This is a genomic window from Kitasatospora sp. NPDC091207 (assembly GCF_044768625.1).
Taxonomy (GTDB): domain Bacteria; phylum Actinomycetota; class Actinomycetes; order Streptomycetales; family Streptomycetaceae; genus Kitasatospora.
Map to the genome: position 1 here is coordinate 17,382 of NZ_JBIVVS010000012.1, position 19,547 is coordinate 36,928.

Annotated in this window: 15 protein-coding genes; 9 read left to right on the forward strand and 6 right to left on the reverse strand. The window is 70.8% G+C overall.

Going from position 1 to position 19,547, the window contains the following annotated elements:
* The first annotated feature begins 162 nt into the window (after positions 1-162).
* The 3 genes from ACIQTO_RS20610 (at position 163) to ACIQTO_RS20620 (ending at position 4,064) form a co-directional block, all read left to right on the forward strand.
* On the forward strand, positions 163-1,476 hold the full coding sequence (locus ACIQTO_RS20610) for a pyridoxal phosphate-dependent aminotransferase (RefSeq protein WP_402389802.1): 1,314 nt from the start codon (positions 163-165) through the stop codon (positions 1,474-1,476).
* A 13-nt stretch (positions 1,477-1,489) separates the two neighbouring features.
* Positions 1,490-2,383: a fumarylacetoacetate (FAA) hydrolase gene (locus ACIQTO_RS20615; RefSeq protein ID WP_402389804.1), complete on the forward strand. Its 894-nt coding sequence runs from the start codon at positions 1,490-1,492 to the stop codon at positions 2,381-2,383.
* Between the two features lie 475 nt (positions 2,384-2,858).
* The gene (locus tag ACIQTO_RS20620; protein ID WP_402389806.1) at positions 2,859-4,064 is read left to right on the forward strand and encodes an MFS transporter; all 1,206 of its coding nucleotides are present in this window, start codon (positions 2,859-2,861) and stop codon (positions 4,062-4,064) included.
* A 279-nt stretch (positions 4,065-4,343) separates the two neighbouring features.
* On the opposite strand, the gene ACIQTO_RS20625 is transcribed toward ACIQTO_RS20620, so the two are convergent.
* Positions 4,344-5,054: a winged helix-turn-helix domain-containing protein gene (locus tag ACIQTO_RS20625; RefSeq protein WP_402389808.1), complete on the reverse strand. Its 711-nt coding sequence runs from the start codon at positions 5,052-5,054 to the stop codon at positions 4,344-4,346.
* A 183-nt stretch (positions 5,055-5,237) separates the two neighbouring features.
* Between ACIQTO_RS20625 and ACIQTO_RS20630 the strand changes: the two genes are divergently transcribed.
* Complete coding sequence (locus tag ACIQTO_RS20630) at positions 5,238-5,822, forward strand: TetR family transcriptional regulator (protein WP_402389811.1); 585 nt, start codon at positions 5,238-5,240, stop codon at positions 5,820-5,822.
* A gap of 53 nt (positions 5,823-5,875) precedes the next feature.
* Here the strand turns inward: ACIQTO_RS20630 and ACIQTO_RS20635 are convergent, their stop codons facing one another.
* The gene (locus ACIQTO_RS20635; protein ID WP_402390231.1) at positions 5,876-6,610 is read right to left on the reverse strand and encodes an SDR family NAD(P)-dependent oxidoreductase; all 735 of its coding nucleotides are present in this window, start codon (positions 6,608-6,610) and stop codon (positions 5,876-5,878) included.
* A 202-nt stretch (positions 6,611-6,812) separates the two neighbouring features.
* On the reverse strand, positions 6,813-7,442 hold the full coding sequence (locus ACIQTO_RS20640; RefSeq protein ID WP_402389814.1) for a ScbR family autoregulator-binding transcription factor: 630 nt from the start codon (positions 7,440-7,442) through the stop codon (positions 6,813-6,815).
* Positions 7,443-7,557: 115 nt separating this feature from the next.
* On the opposite strand from ACIQTO_RS20640, the gene ACIQTO_RS20645 reads away from it, so the two are divergent.
* From ACIQTO_RS20645 to ACIQTO_RS20660, 4 genes are all read left to right on the forward strand, one after another.
* Positions 7,558-8,496 carry a ScbA/BarX family gamma-butyrolactone biosynthesis protein gene (locus ACIQTO_RS20645; RefSeq protein ID WP_402389815.1) on the forward strand — a complete coding sequence of 313 codons (939 nt, stop codon included), beginning with the start codon at positions 7,558-7,560 and terminating at the stop codon, positions 8,494-8,496.
* A 189-nt stretch (positions 8,497-8,685) separates the two neighbouring features.
* Positions 8,686-11,322 carry a hypothetical protein gene (locus ACIQTO_RS20650; RefSeq protein ID WP_402389817.1) on the forward strand — a complete coding sequence of 879 codons (2,637 nt, stop codon included), beginning with the start codon at positions 8,686-8,688 and terminating at the stop codon, positions 11,320-11,322.
* Positions 11,323-11,373: 51 nt separating this feature from the next.
* Positions 11,374-12,327 carry a Gfo/Idh/MocA family protein gene (locus ACIQTO_RS20655; protein ID WP_402389819.1) on the forward strand — a complete coding sequence of 318 codons (954 nt, stop codon included), beginning with the start codon at positions 11,374-11,376 and terminating at the stop codon, positions 12,325-12,327.
* 143 nt (positions 12,328-12,470) lie between these two features.
* Positions 12,471-13,916, forward strand: a complete 1,446-nt coding sequence (locus ACIQTO_RS20660) for a glyceraldehyde-3-phosphate dehydrogenase (protein WP_402389821.1) — start codon at positions 12,471-12,473, stop codon at positions 13,914-13,916.
* 121 nt (positions 13,917-14,037) lie between these two features.
* Here the strand turns inward: ACIQTO_RS20660 and ACIQTO_RS20665 are convergent, their stop codons facing one another.
* From ACIQTO_RS20665 to ACIQTO_RS20675, 3 genes are all read right to left on the reverse strand, one after another.
* The gene (locus ACIQTO_RS20665) at positions 14,038-15,306 is read right to left on the reverse strand and encodes a sugar ABC transporter permease (protein WP_402390234.1); all 1,269 of its coding nucleotides are present in this window, start codon (positions 15,304-15,306) and stop codon (positions 14,038-14,040) included.
* 59 nt (positions 15,307-15,365) lie between these two features.
* The gene (locus ACIQTO_RS20670) at positions 15,366-16,145 is read right to left on the reverse strand and encodes an ATP-binding cassette domain-containing protein (protein WP_402389823.1); all 780 of its coding nucleotides are present in this window, start codon (positions 16,143-16,145) and stop codon (positions 15,366-15,368) included.
* A gap of 153 nt (positions 16,146-16,298) precedes the next feature.
* Positions 16,299-17,411, reverse strand: a complete 1,113-nt coding sequence (locus ACIQTO_RS20675; protein ID WP_402389825.1) for a substrate-binding domain-containing protein — start codon at positions 17,409-17,411, stop codon at positions 16,299-16,301.
* Positions 17,412-17,828: 417 nt separating this feature from the next.
* Here ACIQTO_RS20675 and ACIQTO_RS20680 point away from each other — a divergent pair, with 417 nt between their 5' ends.
* Entirely contained in the window at positions 17,829-19,532 is a 1,704-nt protein-coding gene (locus ACIQTO_RS20680; RefSeq protein WP_402389828.1) for a glycosyltransferase family 2 protein, read from the forward strand.
* Positions 19,533-19,547: the final 15 nt, after the last annotated feature.

The following is a 19,547-nucleotide window of genomic DNA, read 5'->3' on the forward strand; positions in this document are numbered from 1 at the left end:
GCCGGACGGTCCGGACCGCCGCCCGGCCCCGATCGGGTACCGGCCCACCCCGGCTGGTACCGATCACGAGCCGATCCGTACCGACCTGCACCGAACCTGCACCGAACCTGTACCGCCCTGTACCGCCCTGTACCGACCCCCTCCGATCCGTGGAGCACACCCATGCCCGAGCCCGCGAAGGTGACGCTGTCGGCGACGCTGGCCGCCGACGAGGCCCTCGCCCGCAGACGCGCCGCCGGCGAACAGGTCCTGATCATGGCCAGCGGGGAGATCGGCCTGCCGGTCCACCCCGAGCTGAAGGCCCGGCTGGCGGCCGCCGCCGACCGGTCCACCTACGGGCCGGTGGCCGGCAGCCCGGAGCTGCGGACGGCGGCGGCCGGCTACTGGCAGCGGCGCGCGCTGGCCGCCGATCCGGAGCTGGTCGTCGCCGGGCCGGGCAGCAAGGCGCTGCTGTTCGCCCTGATCATGGCGGTCGGCGGCGACGTGGTGATCCCCAGGCCCAGCTGGGTCAGCTACGCCGCCCAGGCCGAACTCATCGGCGCCCGCGTCCTCAAGGTGCCCGTCCCGGCGGGCGAGGGCGGTGTGCCGGACCCGGACCTGCTGCGCGAGGCGGTCCTCGCGGCCCGGGCCGCCGGGCACGATCCGCGCTCCGTCGTGGTCACCCTGCCGGACAACCCCACCGGCGCCGTCGCCTCACCCGACACCGTACGGCGTCTGGGGGAGGCGGCCCGGGAGCTCGATCTCGTCATCATCTCCGACGAGATCTACTGCGACCTGGTCTTCGACCCGGCCACCCCGGCGGTCTCCCCGGCCGCGTTCGCACCCGAGCGCACCGTGGTCACCACCGGGCTGACCAAGAACCTGGCCGTCGGCGGCTGGCGCACCGGGGTCGCCCTGCTGCCCGACGGCGACCTGGGGCGGCGGCTGCACGCGCGGCTGCTCGCCATCGCCAGCCAGATCTGGTCCAGCCCGCCCGCCCCCGTCCAGGTGGCGGCGGCCTACGCCTTCGGCGAGCCGCCGGAGATCGTGGCGCACGTGGCCGCCTCGCGCCGGCTGCACGGGATCGTCGCCCGGGCGACCGCGGAGCGGTTCACCGCCGCCGGGGCCTTGCTGGCACCGGTCCGCGCCACCTGTTACCTGTACCCGGACTTCGAGCCGCTGCGGGAGCAGCTCCGCTCCGTCCACGGGGTGCGCACCGGGACCGAGCTGGCCCGGCTGCTCACCGACCGCTACGGCGTCGGCGTGCTGGGCGCCGAGGCCTTCGGGGAGGCCCCCGAGCCGCTCCGGCTGCGCGCGGCGACCAGCCGGTTCTACGGCGAGAGCCCGGAGCAGCAGCACGCCGCGCTGGCCGCCGCCGACCCGCTGGCCCTGCCGTGGGTCCGGGCCGCCGTCGACCGGGTCGACGAGGTCCTCACGGACCTCACCGCCCCGACCACCACCCGGCTCCTGCCGGGCCGATCGCACCAACGAGCCTAGGAGGACCACCGAGATGTCCATACTTTTCGAATGCGAATACCAGGGTGACCGCTACGTGGGCTTCGAGAAGCCCGCGCCGGGCCAGGCCCTGACGCTGTACCGGGTCAACGACGGCCGGCTGCAGGCCGAGTTCATCGCCGCCGAGAGCGCCGAGGACGTCGTCGCCGCCATCAAGGCCGAGGTCGAGCCGATCACCGTCGAGGGCGGCGAGGAGCAGGTCAAGTACCTGCCGCCGCTGCTGCCGGAGGCCAGCGGGAACGCCCTGCTGAGCGGCTTCATGCGCACCCACAAGTCGAAGTTCGAGGGCGAGCCGTCCGAGGACGAGGAGTTCGTGCCGCCGAACTGGTTCTTCAAGGGCTTCGGTTCCTGGCTGCGGCTGCCCGGCGAGCCCCTCGTCGTCCCGGAGAAGTCGGTGGCGCTGATCGAGGAGCCGGAGCTGGCCCTCGTCTACGTCAACGACGACGCGGGCAACCCGCGGTACGTCGGTTACACCTTCGGGAACGACCTGTGCGACATCGGTCTGCACATCCAGAACCCGGGCTGGAACCCGTACTGCAAGCTGTGCGACACCTCGATCACCCCGTGGCTGTTCCTCGGGGAGCCGCCGGCCTCGGTGACCGGCCGGGTCGTCATCGAGCGCGACGGCGTCTCCGCCTGGGAGGGTCCGTTCGACTGCGGCGAGGACGCCCTGTACTTCCGGATCCAGGACATGGTGGACAACCTCTTCGAGTACCCGGCGCTGCGTCGTCCGGGTCTGGTCAACTACGTCCTGCTCGGTGCCGACAAGGCCAGCTACCACGACGGCTTCCGGATCGCCCACGGCGACCGCATCACCATCGACTTCAAGAGCCACGGCGTGGTCCTGGCCAATGAGGTGACGTTCGGTCAGCCCGACGCCCAGGCCTAGGTGCCGCTGGCCGGTTCCCGCTCTTGTGGCGTGATTCACCTGCCCGGCGGGGCTGTTCGCCCCGCCGGGCAGGCGGCTTCCTGCGAAGTGTCCAGCACGTGAGACGCCCTTCGCCGCCGATTCGGTGGCCGGCGGAGCGCCCGCGCGGTGCTCCGTCCGCCTCCCCCCATCGACCGATCGGCGCCTCCGCAGGTCCATGACCTGCGCGTTTGACGATTCGTCAACTCCCTTGAGCCCCAGGTCGAGCGCGGTTCGCCGTAAGCGTGACGGCAGCCGGTTCCGTCAGAACATAAATAAGTCCATCATCTCTGTGGGAAACGGGATGACCTGACGGCCGGCGGTTGTTGCGGCTGGCAGCGCGCTGCGTGGGGCCGGGGGGCTTGGTGTGCACGAACCGCTCTCCGATCCGCAGTCGGCTCACCCCGTTCCGCAGCGTCCTGAATCCGCATTCGTATGAGAGTTTGAGGTAACAAGCATGGCAACCTCCCAGACCGGGCTGTCGGCAAGCTCCCCTCCTGATACGGGGGAGAATCAGAAGCTCCCACTGTCCCCGCTGCTGGCCCTGGCCACGGCCGCCTTCGTCATGGTGCTCACCGAAGCGCTGCCCGCGGGTGTGCTGCCCGAGATGGCGAGCGACCTCTCGGTCAGCGAGTCCGCGATGGGGCAGGCGCTGACGATCTACGCGATCGCCACCGGCGTCTCGGCCATCCCCCTGGCCGCCGCCACGGCCGGCTGGCGCCGCAAGCAGCTGGTCCTGGTGGCGGTGGTGGCGTTCATCCTCGCCAACACGGTCACCGCCATCTCCTCCAACTACATCCTGACGATGGGGTTCCGCCTCGTCGCCGGTGTGGCCGCGGCCGCCGTCTGGGGTGAACTCGTGGTGTACGCGCGCCGACTGGCGCCGCCGCAGCTGGTCGGCCGGGCGATCGCGATCACCATGATCGGCATTCCGCTCGCCCTGTCCCTGGGCATCCCGGCGGGCACCTTCCTCGGCAAGGTGTTCGGCTGGCGTCTGACGTTCGGTCTGATCACCGCCGTCACCGTGCTGCTGCTGCTCTGGATCATCGCGTCGGTGCCGGACCACCCGGGCCAGAAGGCCGGCCACCGTGAGCCGATCCTGCAGGCCCTGCGGCTGCCCGGCGTGTCGATCATCCTGGTCGTGGTGGCCGCCTACGTGCTCGCCCACAACACCTTCTACACGTACATCGCCTCGTTCCTGGACGAGTACAAGATGGGCGACAACCGTGACGTCGTCCTCCTGGTCTTCGGTCTCGCCTCGATGCTGAGCATCTGGATCACCGGCACGCTGATCGACCGCTACCTGCGCGAACTGACCATCGCCAGCTGTGTCCTGTTCACGGTGGCGGCGGTCTTCCTGGCGCTGACGCCCAGCAGCCCGGTGGCCGTCTACGGGTCGATGGTGCTGTGGGGTCTCGGCTGGGGCGGTCTGGCCACCCTGCTGCAGACCGCGGTCACCAACACCGGTGGCAGTCGCGGCCAGGCGCTGCTGGTCACGGTCTGGAACTCGTTCATGGCCGGTGGTGGCGTGGCCGGCGGGATCCTGCTCTCGGCCGCCGGACCGGCCTCGTTCCCGTGGACCGTCCTGGTGCTCGTGATCCCGCTGATCGCCGTGGTGTTCGCGGCCCGGACGCACGCCTTCCCGGCGAAGCGCGCGGCCTGAGCCTCCCGGACAGACGGCAGTGGCTCCCGCCCTTGGGCGGGAGCCACTGCCGTCTGTCGAACCGTGCGGTCGTTCGCGCCGGGTGTCGCGCTTTCGGGGGGCGCCTCGGCCGTCTTTCCAACGACTGCCGGGGAAACAGCAGTTGACGGTTGGTCGGCTGGCGGGTTGCGCTCACGGGGATCCGACGTCGGGTTCGTCCTTGCGGGCTCTGTCCTTGTGGGGCCTGCCTCTTGGGAGTCCGCTCCCGGTGAGGCCTGTCCTGGTGGGGCTGGTCGGCCGTCAGCCGTGGCCGATGCGGTAGCCGACGCCGCGGACGGTGATGACCCAGCTGTTGGCGCCGAGCTTGGCGCGGAGGTTGCGCACATGCGTGTCGATGGTCCGGCTGGAGTCCACCCAGTCGGTGTCCCACACCCGGGCCATCAGATCCTTGCGTGACATGACGTTGCCGGGGTTCGCGGCCAGGGTGTGCAGCAGCTCGAACTCCTTGGCGGTGAGGCTCACCCGCTCGCCGTGCAAGCGGACTTCACGCGTCCTTTCGTCCACGTGGAGGGGGCCGATGGATAATATGCGGATGGGCGCCGGTCTAGGATGAGCCCGACGAAGTACCGCCTCGATGCGCGCTGTCATCTCGCGTGGACCGCAGGATCGGACGACACAGTCGTCCGCGCCCGCCTGGAGGGCGAGCACTCGATCCAGTTCGGTGTCGCGACCGGTGAGAGTGATAATGGGCTTGTCTCCGCTCGCCCGTATCGAACGGCACACTTCGAGGCCGTCGATGTCGGGGAGATCGAGGTCGAGCAGGATCATGTCCGAGTGCTCATGGGTTCTCAGTACCTCGGCGCCGGTGCTGACGAGCCTTGTGAAGTAGCCCTGTCGTCGGAGGTCATGTGCCCTTCCTTCGGCGACGTCGTCGTCATCGGCGACGACGAGTACCCGGATCGCCTGCGGCTCGGAGGTCTTCTCGGCCCGTCGGTACTGGATCGACACCACGGCCCGGGGCTGACCTGGTAGTTCGGTTCGAGAGGTTGCCGTCAGAGTCATAAAGTCCCCCCTGTACACCAGTTCTACACAGGATGCACCACGGGGAGGCGCCCCCGCTACAAAAATAGTGGCATTCTTTTTTTACGCCTATGGTGCGGGTGTATGAACGCCACATCTGACAGGAGCATGATGATGCAAGAGAGGGCGGCCCGGACGCGACAGAACCTGGTCAGCGCGGCCGCTGGCGAGTTCGACCGCGACGGATACGCGGGGGCGTCCCTGGCGCGGATCGCCAGGTCGGCCGGAATCACCACCGGAGCCCTGACCTTCCACTTCCAGAGCAAGGAGGAGATGGCCTCGGTCGTCAGGACCCAGGGGCACGCCGTGACCCAGGCCGTGGTGGGCCAGGTCACGGCGCGGAGCGAACCGCCGGTCCAGTCGGTCATCTCGCTGACCCTGGCGCTGGCCGATCTGCTGGAGCGGGAGGCCGTGGTCCGGGCCGCGGCCCGGCTCGCCAGGGAACAACCCGGCGAGCCGGACTGGTCGTCGACCTGGGCCCCGGTGATCCAGGAACGTCTGCAGGAGACGCACGAGGCCGAGTTGGGCCCCTACGGTGACCGGACCACCCTCGCCACCCTGGCCGGGTACCTGGTCACCGGCGCGGAGTCCTGCATCCGGCAGCGGGCCTGTCGGAAGGAGCCCCTGGACGGTCAGTCGGTGGAACACATCAGCCGCATCTGGGAGCTCATCGGCTGTGGAGAGCAGTGCCTGACTTGAGCCCCTGGGCGAGAGTCCCCCGGCCGGGGCCGGCCCCGGCCTCGCCGCCCCCGTCAGACGGCGCTGCAGCCGCCGTCTACGGGGACGGCACCACCGGTCACGAACGAGGCCTGGTCGCTCAGCAGCCAGGCCGCCGCGCGCGCCACCTCGACCGGTTCGGCGAGGCGGGGCTGGATGGACCTGGCCACCGCGAGCTGCTCCAGCTGCGGTACCTGCCGGATGGCGTCCTCGATCAGCTCGGTGCGGGTCGTCCCGACCACGAGGGCGTTGACCCTGATGCCGCGCCCCCCGTACTCGGCCGCCGCGGCCCGGGTCAGACCGAGCACGGCGTGCTTGGCGGCCACGTAGGGGGAGACCGCGCCGGTGGCGAACAGGCTGGCGGTACTGGCGGTGTTGACGATCGACCCGCCCGACTCCTGCCGCAGCATCACCGGCACCTGGTGCTTCAGGCAGTTCCACACACCGCGCACGTTGACGTCCATGATCCGGTCGTAGACCGCGTCGTCCGTTTCGTGCAGTTCTGATCCGATCGCTCCCCAACCGGCGTTGTTGAAAGCGCCGTTGAGGCCGCCGAAGGCCTCCACGGCGGTGTGGACGGCCCGTTCGACGTCCGTCGTGGCCGTGACGTCCCCCGGCGCCACCTCGACCCGCCCGCCCGCGGCGCGGATCTCGTCGGCGAGGAGGTCGAGCAACTCCTTGCGCCGGGCCACCAGTACGACGGCCGCGCCCTCGGCGGCGAACAGCCGGGCGGCGGCCGCGCCTATCCCGCTGGACGCTCCGGTGATCATGACGGTCTTGTCCCGCAACAGCCCCTGGCCGTGCTCCATGCGCTTCGCCCCCCTGTCCGCGGCGCCGACAGCCCGCGAACCGGTCCTCGGTGTGGTCGAACTCGGATGTGGATCATTGTCCGGACCCACTGGGGGGCGCACCAGTCGGGTCGGTCGACGATCCGGGAAACAGACCGGCGCGGCGGGCGGAACCGTCGGGGCGCTACTCCGGGCGTCCCCGGCACGACGAGAGCTCGATCCGCTTGGCGGTGCTCGGCGTCGCCACGGCCGGCAGCAGGAGCTGCCAGAACTCCACGACGCGCTCCGGGAGATCGGCGCGCCTGGTCTCGATGAACGAGTGCATCTGGGCGCCGGTACACGCGTACACCACCAGCCGGGAGAGGGCCTGGATGTCGGTGCCGGCCCGCAGCTCCCGCCGGCGCTGGGCGACGAGGAGGTCCTCCAGGATGATCTCGGCCCACTGGCGGTGGGAGTTCTCGTCCGGGGAGTTGAACTGCTCCTGCTCCCAGACCAGTCGGGCTCCCGCTTGAAGGATGGGGTTGTCGAGCAGCTGGCAGGCCCAGGTGAGCGACACGTCGACGACGCGCTGCAGGCCCTCCGAGGGGCGCGGGGTCACCACCCACTCGGGCTGCCGGAAGACGATCTCCCGGGCCAGCTCGCTCTTGTTCCGGAAGTGGAAGTACACCGCGCCCAGCGTCATGCCCGCCTCGTCGGCGATCTTCACGACGCTGGTCCCGGAGAAGCCCTGCTCTCCGAAGAGCTTCGCGGCGGCCTGGATGAGGGCGGCCCGCGTCCGCTCGGCCCGCTCCTGCTTCACTGGGCGTCCCACCATGCGACTACACCTCATGTTGCTTGATAAAGAAGAGTATTCTTCATTTTATAGGCTGGGGGGACGATTGCACCGCTCCCGTCCTCCGCCACACTGACTCCGGGGGGAGACGGCTCACATGGAGTCGCGTCCAACGATCGTTCAGCACTCAGCCACCACCCGGCCGGAGGGGCCGCCGGAGATACCGGCACTGGTCGGCAAGTCCGTGGCCGGCGAAGCACTCGTCACCGACTGGGGCGACGTCTCCGGCGCCACCCAGTGGGTCACGGTGCGGTGGCCGCACGACCACCCCTTCTACGCCGAGGGCGGCCGCTACAGCCCCCTGCTGTTCGTCGAGAGCGCGCGCCAGGCGCTCTCCGTGCTGAGCCATGCCGTCCACGGCGTCCCGCTCGGGTACCGCTTCGGTCTGGAGCGTATCCGAACCTCCGTCAACTCCGACGAGCTGTCGACCACGTCCGGCCCGGCCGACATCGATCTGGCCATCACGCACAGCTCGGTCGTCCGCCGGCGGCTCGGCTCCGCCCACGTCGTCTCCCAGGTCGAGGCCCGGCGCGCCGGACGCCACCTGGGGACCGCCGAACTGCACTACACCAGCCACCCGCCGGCCCTGTACGAGCGACTGCGCGGCCGCTCCGCCGACGCGCGCCAGGCCTTCGCCCGGGCGCTCCCCCTGACCCCGCCGGCCCCCGCCGCCCTGGTGGGCCGCCTGCACCCGCGGGACGTGGTCATCTCGCCGACGGGCTCGCCGGGCCGGTGGCAACTGCGCACCGACACCGGCCACCGGGTCCTCTTCGACCACCCGCACGACCACGTGCCCGGCATGGTGCTGCTGGAGGCCGTCGTCCAGGCGACCCGGGCCGCGCTGCCGTACCCGACGGTCCCGGTCGGCTTCGACAGCACCTTCCTGCGCTACGTCGAGTTCGACCAGCCCTGCCTGCTCACCGTCGCCCCCGAGCCCCCCGACGCCGAGGGCCGCCCCCGCACCCGCGTCGACGCCACCCAACAGGGCCGGCCCGTCTTCACCACCACCCTGACCACCGAGCCCCGGCCCAGCTGACGGTCGTACCGCCCCGCGGTCGACCGAAGGCCGGCGACGACCTCCGGCTGCCGGCTCCTGGGCCGGGCGCCTGAAGGCCACCAGGCGCCCCTTGTGACGGTCCGTCTGATCCTGTCAGGATCTCAGTCCGGTGTTTCTCCCACCCCACGCCGGGCGAGATACTCCCGGGACGAAGGAGGAGGAGGCCGGATGGCACGAGTGAACCTGCGGGCGGCGTTCATGAACGGCCTGGAGTCGACCGTCACAGCGCAACAGGTCTTCATCAACCGGGTGGACGAGGTCGCGGCGTTCGAACGGTCCCTGGTCGAGCTGCACCGGGTGCTGGACCAGGCCGAGGTCTCGCCGGTCGTGGACCGTGCCCAGGCGCGTCGCAATGTCCTGACGTTCTACGGCGTGGGCGGGATAGGAAAGACGACGCTCTCCCACGAGCTGGAGCGGCGCCTCCTCGCCGACGCGGCGGCCGGCGACCGCGACGACGTGGTCGCCGTGCGCCTCGACGTGTCCGAGGACGGCGCCTGCGACATCGAGAACCTGCTGCTGAGCCTGCGGGCCGGCCTGGGCCGGCTGGGGGACCACTGGCCGGCCTTCGACCTGGCACCGGCCTCCTACTGGGCCCGTGCCCACCCCGGGGAGGCGCTGCAGGAGTTCCTGGACGCGTCGCCCGCGCTCCGGCGTGCGGCCCGGAGCATCGGCCTCGGTGACCAGATCGCGGAGAGCGTGCGGCAGGTGGACCCGGCCGGTCTGGGGGGTCTGGCAGGGCTCGCCCACCGGGCGGCGCTGGCCACCTACCGTGCGATCCGGGACCGTGTGCGCGAAGGACGCCTGCTGTCCGACTGCGAGCTGTTCGCCGAACTCGTGGAAGCGGACGCCGACTACGAGACCTTGTCGTACTTCCCCTACCTGCTGGCCTGGGACATCGAACAGCAGCCCCGACGCGGCCGCCGGGCCGGGCGGCCGACCGTGTGCGTGTTCCTCGACACCTTCGAGGTGGTCAACGGCCGGACGGACCGCGCACTGGAACGGTTCGTGCAACGCTGTGTCTATCTAATGCCCAATGTGCTGTTCGTGATCACCGGACGGAACCGGATCGACTGGGCTGACACCGGTGCGGGCAGTGAGCTGGACTTCACCGGACTCCAGTGCTGGCCCAATCTGCACTTCAGCAACGACACGATCGAGCCGAGGCAGCACCTCGTGGGCTACCTCTCGGATTCCGACGCCGACAGCTACCTCAGCGAGGCGCTCACCCGGGACGGCCGGCCCGCGATGTCGGCGGCGATCCGGGACCGCATCATCGCCGGGGGACAGGGACTTCCCCTGTACCTGGACCTCTCGGTGTCGCACTTCGCCGAGCTCCTGGCGCGTGGTGGGCAGCCGGCGGTCACGGACTTCGGCGGGTCGTTCACGGCCGTCGCTACCCGGTCGATCAGGGACCTCCCACGTGACGAGCGCGACCTGGTCCGCACGGCGGCGCTCATCGACCGGGTCGGCGCGGAGTTGCTTCGGGCCGGCCGGCCCGGAGTCCCGGACGGATCCGTGGCCCGTTTCCTGCGGCGACCGTTCCTGACCCACGACGACGCCTACGAGCGGCCGTACGCCCTGCACACGGCGCTGCGCCAGGCCATCGGCGAGGCGGACCGGACGCTGCCGGACGGCTGGTCCGACCGGGACCGCCGGGAGGCCGCCGTCCGGCTGCTGACCTGGCTGGGGGAGCGCGTGGGAGCCTCCAGCGGGCGCGTCGCGACTGCTCAGGCTCTCGAATCGGGGCTCAAGCTGGCCGCCGAACACGGGGTCTTCGACGACTGGATGGCCCGGGCCACGCAGCGGCTCGTCGAGGCGGGCCAGTGGACCGAACTCGGCGCCGGGCTCATCACCGCCCCGGCGGAAGGGCCTGAGTACCAGTCGATCCGGGCCGCCATACAGGGAGTCCGGCTGCGTCGTGCCGGAAAGGTGGAGGAGGCGGTCGCGGTACTGAGCGACGCCGCCGCGGTGGCGCGGTCCGGGAGCCTGACGGCGCAGCTGGTGCGGGTCCACCTCGCACACGCCCTCCGCAACCACGGCGAGTACACGCAGGCCTCGGCGATCTACCAGGGCCTCCTGGGAGGTGAGTTCGACGCGGCGGCCCGGTACTGGCTCTGCGACTACGACTACCTCAACGGCCGGTTCGCGACGGCACTCGCTTCACTGCGCGGGCAGCAGAGCCGGAGGCCGGAGGACGAGGGCGAACGGCTCCGGCTGCTGGGACACATCTGGCGGGTCAATGCCCGCTTCGGCGAGGCGGCCGCCACCTATCGTGACGCCATCGCCCTGGCCCGGTCCGAGGGGCTGGCCGCAGCCGAGGCGAAAGCACTGGCCAACCTCGCCCAGACGGCGTGCTGGTCCGGGGACATGACCACCGTCGCCGAGGCCGCAGCCCGGGCCCGGGAGCTCCTGGACCTGGTGCCCAACCCCGTGGAGCTGGTCAAGATCAGGTCTGCCGAGGCAGTGGCCCATGCGATGGCCGGCTCCTCCGGAGCAGCGCGGGCAGCGGTCGGTGACACCCGGCAGTTGGCCGACAGGATCGCCTACCGGGGCGGCCATACTCTGGCGGACGTGGCCGAGATCCTCCTCGGGGCACTCGCCGGCGACCGGGCCGAGGCCTGTCGCACACGAGCTGCGCTCGACCAGCGCACGCGTACCTCGGGGGGCAACATCTACTGGGTTCCCATCGTGAGCTGCTGGATCGACGGTCCCGCGACCGCGGCGGAGGACGGCCCCGTGGTCGACTGGGTGGACGGGCCGGTGGCGGCGCTCGGGCGCTGGGCCGACGTGGTGGCGGGCCGGTGACGGCTGCCGCCGTGGGCCGTCGGCCGAAACGGACGAGGAGAGCACGGGTTCATGACTGACGCTGTACGTGTGGGGCTGGTCGGGCTGGGCACCATCGCGCGGACCCACCTCGCGGTGCTGGCCGAATGGGACGAGGTGTCACTGGAATTCACCGTCGATCCCCGTCCGGAGGGGCCTCCCTCCTTCAGGGGAGTCAGACCGCCGCACTACGCCGCCCTCGCGGACGCCCTCGAAGAGCACCGGCCCGACCTCGTCGTGCTGGCCACGCCGACCGAGACGCACGCGGAGCTGGCCGGTCAGGCCCTCGTCCGGTCCGCGGCCCGGGTGCTCGTCGAGAAACCCCTTGTCCATGATCTCGCCTCGCTGGCCGGGCTGCGGGCACTGGAGGAGTCCGTCGACCTGCGGGGCCGGCTGTTCACGGCGCACCACTTCGCGTTCTCGCCGGAGGTGGACTGGGCAGCGGAGCTGATCGTCGGACATCCCGAGTGGGGGCCGGTGACGGGTATCACCTCGGCGTTCTACGACCCGTACGTGCTCAAGGGTGCCGAGGCCTTCGCCTCGTACACCTCCAGTTGGACGGACTCGGGGGTGAACCAGCTCAGCATGCTCACCCGATTCGTCGACCTCGGGGCGCTCGGCTCCGCGCAGCAGGCGGACGACGGTGCGAGTGCCTGGTGCACCGCCGAGTACCGGTCGCGGGGCGTGGTCGGGACGGCGCGGTTGCGCAGCAGCTGGCTCACCGGCTCCAGCAGCAAGGAGAGCAGTCTCGTCCTCGGGGACTCGGGCGTGGAGATCTGGATCGACCACACGGCCATGACCGGGTTCGCGGCCCGGGGCCGCGACCTGATCGCCACCTACGGCAATGACGGGCGGACGCCGCGGAAGGTCGCGCACTACCGGCCCCTCTACGAGAGCCTGCTGTCCGGCCGGCCGGACCCGGTGCTCGGCTTCGACGCCACGGTGACCATCACGGAGATCCATCAGGCGATGCCCGGCCTCGGGTAGCTCGGGAGCTGTGCGCGGGCGGCGGCCGCGCGGCCCCACCGGGCCGCCGTGGGGGGAAATCCCTGCTCGGGTGGGTCCGGCTGAGAGGCCAAAGTGGCTCAAAGCTAGCATGGAGGCATTCGCCTAGCTCGAAAGATGGACCTGTGACTGTCAACGAAGACGTGTTCACTAACTGGATGAACCGCGAGGAGATCGCGGAGTCGATGATCCCGATCATCGGGAGGCTGCACCGGGAGCGGGACGTCACCGTTCTGCTGCACAGCCGTTCCCTGGTGAACAAGTCGGTGGTCAGCATTCTGAAGACTCACCGGTTCGCCCGCCAGATAGCCGGTGCGGAGCTCTCGGTCACCGAGACGCTGCCGTTCCTGCACGCGCTCACCGCGCTGGATCTCGGCCCCTCCCAGATCGACATCGGCATGCTCGCCGCGACGTACAAGGCCGATGACCGCGGTCTGTCGGTGGCGGAGTTCACCGCGGAGGCGGTGGCCGGCGCCACGGGTGCGAACAAGCTGGAGCGCCGCGGGTCGCGGGATGTCGTGCTGTACGGGTTCGGCCGGATCGGCCGGCTCCTGGCCCGGCTGCTCATCGAGAAGGCCGGCTCGGGCAACGGCCTGCGGCTGCGTGCCATCGTCGTCCGCAAGGGTGCGGGCGACGACCTGGTGAAGCGCGCCTCGCTGCTGCGGCGCGACTCGATCCACGGCCAGTTCAACGGCACGATCACCGTCGACGAGGCGAACAACACGATCATCGCCAATGGTCACGCGATCACGGTGATCTACTCCGACGACCCGACGAAGGTGGACTACACCGAGTACGGGATCAAGGACGCCATCCTGATCGACAACACCGGCCGGTGGCGCGACCGCGAGGGGCTGTCGAAGCACCTGCGCCCCGGGATCGAGAAGGTCGTGCTGACCGCGCCGGGCAAGGGCGACGTCCCGAACATCGTGCACGGTGTGAACCACGACATGATCAAGCCGGACGAGCAGATCCTGTCCTGCGCCTCCTGCACCACCAACGCGATCGTCCCGCCGCTGAAGGCGATGGCGGACGAGTACGGCGTGCTGCGCGGCCACGTGGAGACCGTCCACTCGTTCACCAACGACCAGAACCTGCTGGACAACTACCACAGCTCGGACCGCCGGGGCCGTTCGGCGCCGCTGAACATGGTCATCACCGAGACCGGTGCCGCCTCCGCCGTCGCGAAGGCGCTGCCCGACCTCGACGCGAAGATCACCGGCAGCTCCATCCGGGTGCCGGTGCCGGACGTCTCGATCGCGATCCTCAGCCTGCGTCTCGGCCGCGAGACCACCCGTGAGGAGGTCCTCGACTACCTCCGGGAGGTGTCGCTGACCTCGCCGCTGAAGCGCCAGATCGACTTCGTCACCGCCCCCGACGCGGTGTCGAGCGACTTCATCGGTTCGCGCCACGCCTCGATCGTGGACGCCGGCCCCACCATGGTCGACGGCGACAACGCGATCCTCTACCTGTGGTACGACAACGAGTTCGGCTACTCGTGCCAGGTCATCCGGGTCGTCCAGTACGTCTCCGGCGTGGAGTACCCGACCTTCCCGGCCCCGGCGCTCTGAGCCCGGTGCGCCGACCCCGGCCCGAAGGCCTCGCGGCCGGGCGCCCGCACACGCGGCACGGAGGCCCGCTCCACCTCGGTGGAGCGGGCCTCCGCCGTCGTGAGGGCGGGCCGTCCGGCGGTCAGGCGCGGCCGGCGGCCTTCTGGGTGCGGCGGGCGAGGGAGTCGACGACCACCGCGGCCAGCAGCACGGCACCGGTGATCATGAACTGGATGGCGTTGCTCAGACCCTCGATGTTCATGCCGGACTGGATCGAGCCGATCACCAGCGCGCCGAGCAGGGCCGACCAGGTCTTGCCACGGCCGCCGAAGAGGCTGGTGCCGCCGATGACGGCGGCCGCGATGGCGTTCATCAGGAGGTTGCCGCCGCCGGAGGTCTGGCTGGCGGACTGGATCTGGGCGGCCAGGAAGAGGCCGCCGATGCCCGCCATGGTGGAGCAGATGATGAATACGCTGATCCGGATCCACGAGATGTTGATACCGGCGCGGCGCGCGCCCTCGATGTTGCCGCCGAGCGCGAAGATCTGGCGTCCGTAGGTGGTGCGGCGCAGGACGAAGTCCAGCACCACGATGAAGATCAGGAAGATCAGCAGGGCGAGCGGCAGCCCCTTGTACTGGTTGAGGGTGTACGCGGCGAGGAAGGCGACGACGGCCAGCGCCGTCGTCCGCAGCACCAGGTCGGCCACCGGCCGGTAGGGCACGCCGGCCGCCCGTCGCCGCCTGGTGTCGTACAGCGAGGCGGCGACGAAGAGCAGCACGCCGGCGGCGGCGGCGCCGTAGGCGGCGAGCTGCTGGCTGTAGATCGTGCTGTAGAGGCGGGAGACGATGTCCGTGCCGGGGAGGTTGACGGTGCCGCTGGCGCCGAGGATCTGCAGCATGGCGCCGTTCCAGCCGAGGTTGCCCGCGAGGGTGACGACGAAGGCCGGTACGCCGACCTTGGCGAAGAAGACGCCCTGGATCAGGCCGACGACCGCGCCGCCGAGGACGGCGGAGAACAGCGCCACCCACTGGTTGACCCCGTGGGTGACGTCGAGGACGGCGTAGATCGCCGCGCACAGGCCGCTGACCGAGCCCACCGAGAGGTCGATCTCGCCGAGCAGCAGCACGAAGACCACGCCGATGGCGATCATGCCGGTGCCGACGATCTGCTGGGACAGGTTGGAGAGGTTCTGGGCGGAGAGGAAGGTGCTGTCCAGGCTGCCGAAGACGGCCCAGATCACGACCAGCGCCAGGACGACGGGCAGCGAGCCGAGTTCGCCGCTGCTCAGCCGCCGGCGGAACTCGCCCAGGTAGCCCTTGAGGCCCTCCTGGCGCACGATCAGCCGCGGGTCCACGGCCGGGGTCGCGGACGCCGCCACCGGGACGGTGGCGTTGACGCCGCCCTTGGGCATGCTGTCCTCGGGCAGGGGGTGGTGGTGGCGGCCTTCGTCGCCGCCCGGGATGTTGTCGGTCACTGGGAGCCCTCCGTGCCGCGGGCCTGTCGGCGGGTCACCGCGTTGTCCGTGGCACCGGTGATGGCCGAGATGATCTGTTCCTGGTTGGTGGCGCGCCGGTCGAAGACGCCGTTGTTGCGGCCGAGGCGCAGGACCGCGACGGTGTCCGCGACCGCCATCACGTCCGCCATGTTGTGGCTGATCAGGATCACGCCGAGGCCCCGGTCGCGCAGCCGTTCGACCAGGTCCAGGACCTGGGCGGTCTGCTCGACGCCGAGGGCGGCGGTCGGCTCGTCCAGCATCACGACCTTGGGCGACCCGATCAGCGCGCGGGCGATCGCCACCACCTGGCGCTGACCGCCGGAGAGCGAGGCGATCGGGATCCGCACGCTGGGGATGCGGATGGAGAGGGTGTCCAGCAGCTCGCGCGAGCGCTTCTCCATCTCGACCTCGTCGAGGACGGTGAAGCGCTTGATCTCGCGGCCCAGGAAGAGGTTCCCGACCACGTCGAGGTTGTCGCAGAGCGCGAGGTCCTGGTAGACGGTGGCCACCCCCAGGTGCTGGGCGTCCTGGGGGCGGTGGATGGACACCGGGTGGCCCTGCCACTCGATGACGCCCTCGTCCGGCTGGTGCACCCCGGCGATCGCCTTGACCAGGGTGGACTTGCCGGCGCCGTTGTCGCCGACCAGCGCGACCACCTCGCCGGTGCGCACCTCCAGCTCGATGTCGGTGAGCGCCTGGACGGCGCCGAACCGTTTGGAGACCCCGCGCAGGGCCAGTACGGTCTCACCTGCCACAGTGACCAACTCCCTTGCCCCGCCTTCGGGGAGAAGGCGGGGCGTGTTCGGCTTCGGGGTGCCTACGGCTGCGAGCGGCCTTCGGCGGTGAGGGGCGGCCGGGTCCCGCGGGTGCCGGGCCGCGGACGGCGCCGGCGACCCCGGGCCCGGCGGCTAGGTGAGGCCGGCGGCGGTGCAGGCGGCGGCGTAGTCGGGCGTGCAGATCTGCGCGACGGTGTAGAGGCCGTCGGCGACCACCGTGCTCTTGATGTTGTCCTTGACCAGCACCACCGGGGTGATCAGGTCGGCCGGCACCTTGTTGCCGCTGCCGTTGGTCACCGTGACGGGCACCAGCGAGGCCTCGGGGGACGCGCCCTGGGCGAAGGCCACCGCCATCCGCGCGGCCGCGTCGGTCTCCGGCTTGAACGGCTTGTAGATCGACATCGTCTGGGAGTTCACGAGGATTCGCTGCACCGCGTCCAGCTGGGCGTCCTGGCCGGTCAGCGGCACGCTGAGGCCGGCCGCCTTCAGCGCGGTCGCGATACCGGCGGCCATGCCGTCGTTGGCCGAGTAGACCCCGACGACGTTCGGCGCGCCGATCGCGGTGATCGCCGCGGAGGCCTCCTGGTTGGCGTTGTTCGGGTCCCAGTTCGGCGTGTCGTACTCCTTGCCGATCTTGAGCTTCCCGTCGATCGCGCTGTGCGCGCCCGCCTTGAAGTCGGCCGCGTTGGGGTCGGTGGGCGAACCGTTGATCATGATGATCGACCCGGAGTTCGCCTTGTCGCCGACGGCCGCCACCAGGGCCTGCCCCTGCAGTTCGCCGACCTTCTTGTTGTCGAACGACACGTACGAGTCGACCGGCCCCTGCGCCAGGCGGTCGTACGCGATCACCTTCACGCCCGCGTCGTGCGCCTTCTGGACGGAGGACTGGATCGACTTGGAGTCCACCGCGTCCAGGATCAGGACCGTGTCGCCCTTGGTCAGCGCGGTGTCCACCTGGGTCTGCTGGGTGGTCGCGTTCTCGTTGGCGTTGTAGTAGTCGATCTGCGCGTTCGGCGCCAGTTCCTTGATCTTCTGCTCGATCAGCGGGCGGTCGAACTGCTCGTACCGGGTCGTCTTGGTCTCCGGGAGCAGCAGTCCGATCTTGACCGCCCCTCCCGCGCTCGCGCTCGCACTGCCCGAGGACGTGGTTCCGGTCGACTGCTTGGCGCTGCCGCACGACGCCAGGCCCATTCCGACCGTCACCACTGCGGCCACCGCGACGACGCGGCGAAGCCCGATGCTCATGAGGATGCCTCTCCGGTTGAGTCCACCCCCGCCTCCGAGTCTGTGAACACCGGGGCCCCGGCACGATCCGGGCTGCGCCGAACGGGTGGCACGTCCGTCCGTCCGGGGGAGTGGGCGCAGTGGAGCGGGTGGAGTGGAGTGGGCGCGGTGGAGTGGACGGCGGGGCGCCGCGGACGGCGCGGGCGGCGCGGCGCCGACGGGTGCGGGGCGCGCGGACCCCCGTGGATGTTGGACGACTGTTAACCCCGCCGTGACCTGCTGCTTCCCGCCGCGCCCCGGCCGGGACGTTCGAATGATCAAGGGGTGGGCGCGGGGCCGGCCGGAGGGTGTCCCAGGTCACGGACGACCGGGAAAATGGTCTATACCAATACGGTACTGTGGCCGTGGAGCTGTCAGAAACGCGGCTGTGGGGGCCTCATGACTGTCCAACATCTTCCTCAACCTCCTTCCGATCAGGAGCTGTACTGGTACTTCGGACCACAGCGCCGCTGGGTGCTGGTTCTCACCTCGCTGGCCTTCGTCTTCACCGCGGCGACCATGTTCACCTTCTCGCTGCGCACCCCGGCCCTCTGGGGCTTCCTCGCCGTCCTCGCGCTCAACGTGGTCGCGCTCGGGCTCTCCTCGGTCAACAGCCTCCGCCAGCGGCGGCTGACCAGGCAGTCGCACGAGGTCCTGGTGCACGCCTGGAACCCCGGTGAGCTGCCGACCGTCGACCTCTACCTGCCGACCTGCGGCGAGCCGCTCGACGTCCTGGAGAACGCCTACCGGGCGGTCCGGGCGCTCGACTGGCCGGGCGCGCTGACCGTCTGGGTGCTCGACGACGCCGACCGCGCCGAGGTCGCCGCCCTGGCGGCCGCGCACGGCTACGCGTACGTGGTGCGCCCCGACCGGGGGCACCTCAAGAAGGCGGGCAACCTCAACCACGCGCTCACCCTGAGCCGTGCCGAGTACATCGCCATCCTGGACGCCGACTTCGCGCCCCGGCCGGACTTCCTGCGGCACCTGGTGCCGTACTTCGCCGACGCCCGGATCGGCATCGTGCAGAGCCCGCAGTGCTTCGACACCGATGAGTCGATGGGCTGGATCCAGCGCGCCGCCGGTTCGGCGCAGGAGTGGTTCTTCCGCTGGATCCAGCCGTCCCGGGACGCCAGCGACGCGGCGATCTGCTGCGGCAGCAACGCGGTGTACCGGCGTGCGGCGATCGACGCGGCCGGCGGCTTCGCCCGGCTCGACCACAGCGAGGACCTCTTCACCGGCCTCGGCCTGTACGAGAAGGGCTACCGGACGCTCTACGTCCCGGTCCTGGTCGCCAAGGGCACCTCGCCCGACAACCTCGCCTCCTTCGTCAACCAGCAGTACCGCTGGGCGATGGGCAACCTGCACCTGCTCGGCTCGCCCGTCCTCAAGCAGATCCGGGCGCCCTGGCGGATGCGGCTCTGCTTCTACGAGGGCATCGTCGGCTACCTGGCCGCCGCGGTGAACCTCTTCGTGGCTCCGCTGCCGCCGCTGGTGATGATGTTCTGGTACCCGGACCAGATCCGGCCCTGGCACGTCCTGCCGCTGCTCGCGCCGCTCTGGCTCTGGCACGTCCTGCTGCCCAGGATCAGCCGGACCCGCTGGCGGATCGAGGTGGTCCGCTCCAACGTGCTGATGAGCGTGGCCGCCGGCGCCGCCTTCTGGCACACCCTGCGCGGTCGCAGCGCGGCCTGGGTGCCCACCGGCGCCGGCCGGGCGAAGCCGGGCGGGCTGGCCCGCCGGGTGGTCCTGGTCTCGCTCGGCTGGCTCTGCGCCTCCGTCGGCGCGGCCGCCGCGGGCCTCGCCCTGGCGGTGGCCCGCAACGGCTGGGAGCCCAACTGGGGCCTCGGCCTCTACCTGGCCGTGCAGTGCCAGATCGGTCTCCCGCTGATCCGCGACCTGGTCGGCGAGCTCCGCCCGGGTACCGGGAGCGCGGCCGCCCCGGCCCGCCCCGGCGCGCTGCGGCGGCTGCTGCCCCCGCGCGCGGCACGGACCGGCATGCTGCCCAGGCGCTGGCCCGAAGCGCTGGCCGCCACCGCCACTCTCGTGCTCACCGCCCTGCTCGCCTCCGGCTGGGTCCGCCCGATGCTGCCCTGGCTGGGTTGAAAGGTCGTCACACCG

Bases quoted from the DNA above. Each gene is read 5' to 3' on its own strand.
- ACIQTO_RS20665 (WP_402390234.1), bottom strand. From the start codon at position 15,306: ATGCCCAAGGGCGGCGTCAACGCCACCGTCCCGGTGGCGGCGTCCGCG.
- ACIQTO_RS20610 (WP_402389802.1), top strand. From the start codon at position 163: ATGCCCGAGCCCGCGAAGGTGACGCTGTCGGCGACGCTGGCCGCCGAC.
- ACIQTO_RS20680 (WP_402389828.1), top strand. From the start codon at position 17,829: ATGACTGTCCAACATCTTCCTCAACCTCCTTCCGATCAGGAGCTGTAC.
- ACIQTO_RS20675 (WP_402389825.1), bottom strand. From the start codon at position 17,411: ATGAGCATCGGGCTTCGCCGCGTCGTCGCGGTGGCCGCAGTGGTGACG.
- ACIQTO_RS20630 (WP_402389811.1), top strand. From the start codon at position 5,238: ATGCAAGAGAGGGCGGCCCGGACGCGACAGAACCTGGTCAGCGCGGCC.
- ACIQTO_RS20640 (WP_402389814.1), bottom strand. From the start codon at position 7,442: ATGGTGGGACGCCCAGTGAAGCAGGAGCGGGCCGAGCGGACGCGGGCC.
- ACIQTO_RS20655 (WP_402389819.1), top strand. From the start codon at position 11,374: ATGACTGACGCTGTACGTGTGGGGCTGGTCGGGCTGGGCACCATCGCG.
- ACIQTO_RS20615 (WP_402389804.1), top strand. From the start codon at position 1,490: ATGTCCATACTTTTCGAATGCGAATACCAGGGTGACCGCTACGTGGGC.
- ACIQTO_RS20635 (WP_402390231.1), bottom strand. From the start codon at position 6,610: ATGATCACCGGAGCGTCCAGCGGGATAGGCGCGGCCGCCGCCCGGCTG.
- ACIQTO_RS20645 (WP_402389815.1), top strand. From the start codon at position 7,558: ATGGAGTCGCGTCCAACGATCGTTCAGCACTCAGCCACCACCCGGCCG.
- ACIQTO_RS20620 (WP_402389806.1), top strand. From the start codon at position 2,859: ATGGCAACCTCCCAGACCGGGCTGTCGGCAAGCTCCCCTCCTGATACG.
- ACIQTO_RS20650 (WP_402389817.1), top strand. From the start codon at position 8,686: ATGGCACGAGTGAACCTGCGGGCGGCGTTCATGAACGGCCTGGAGTCG.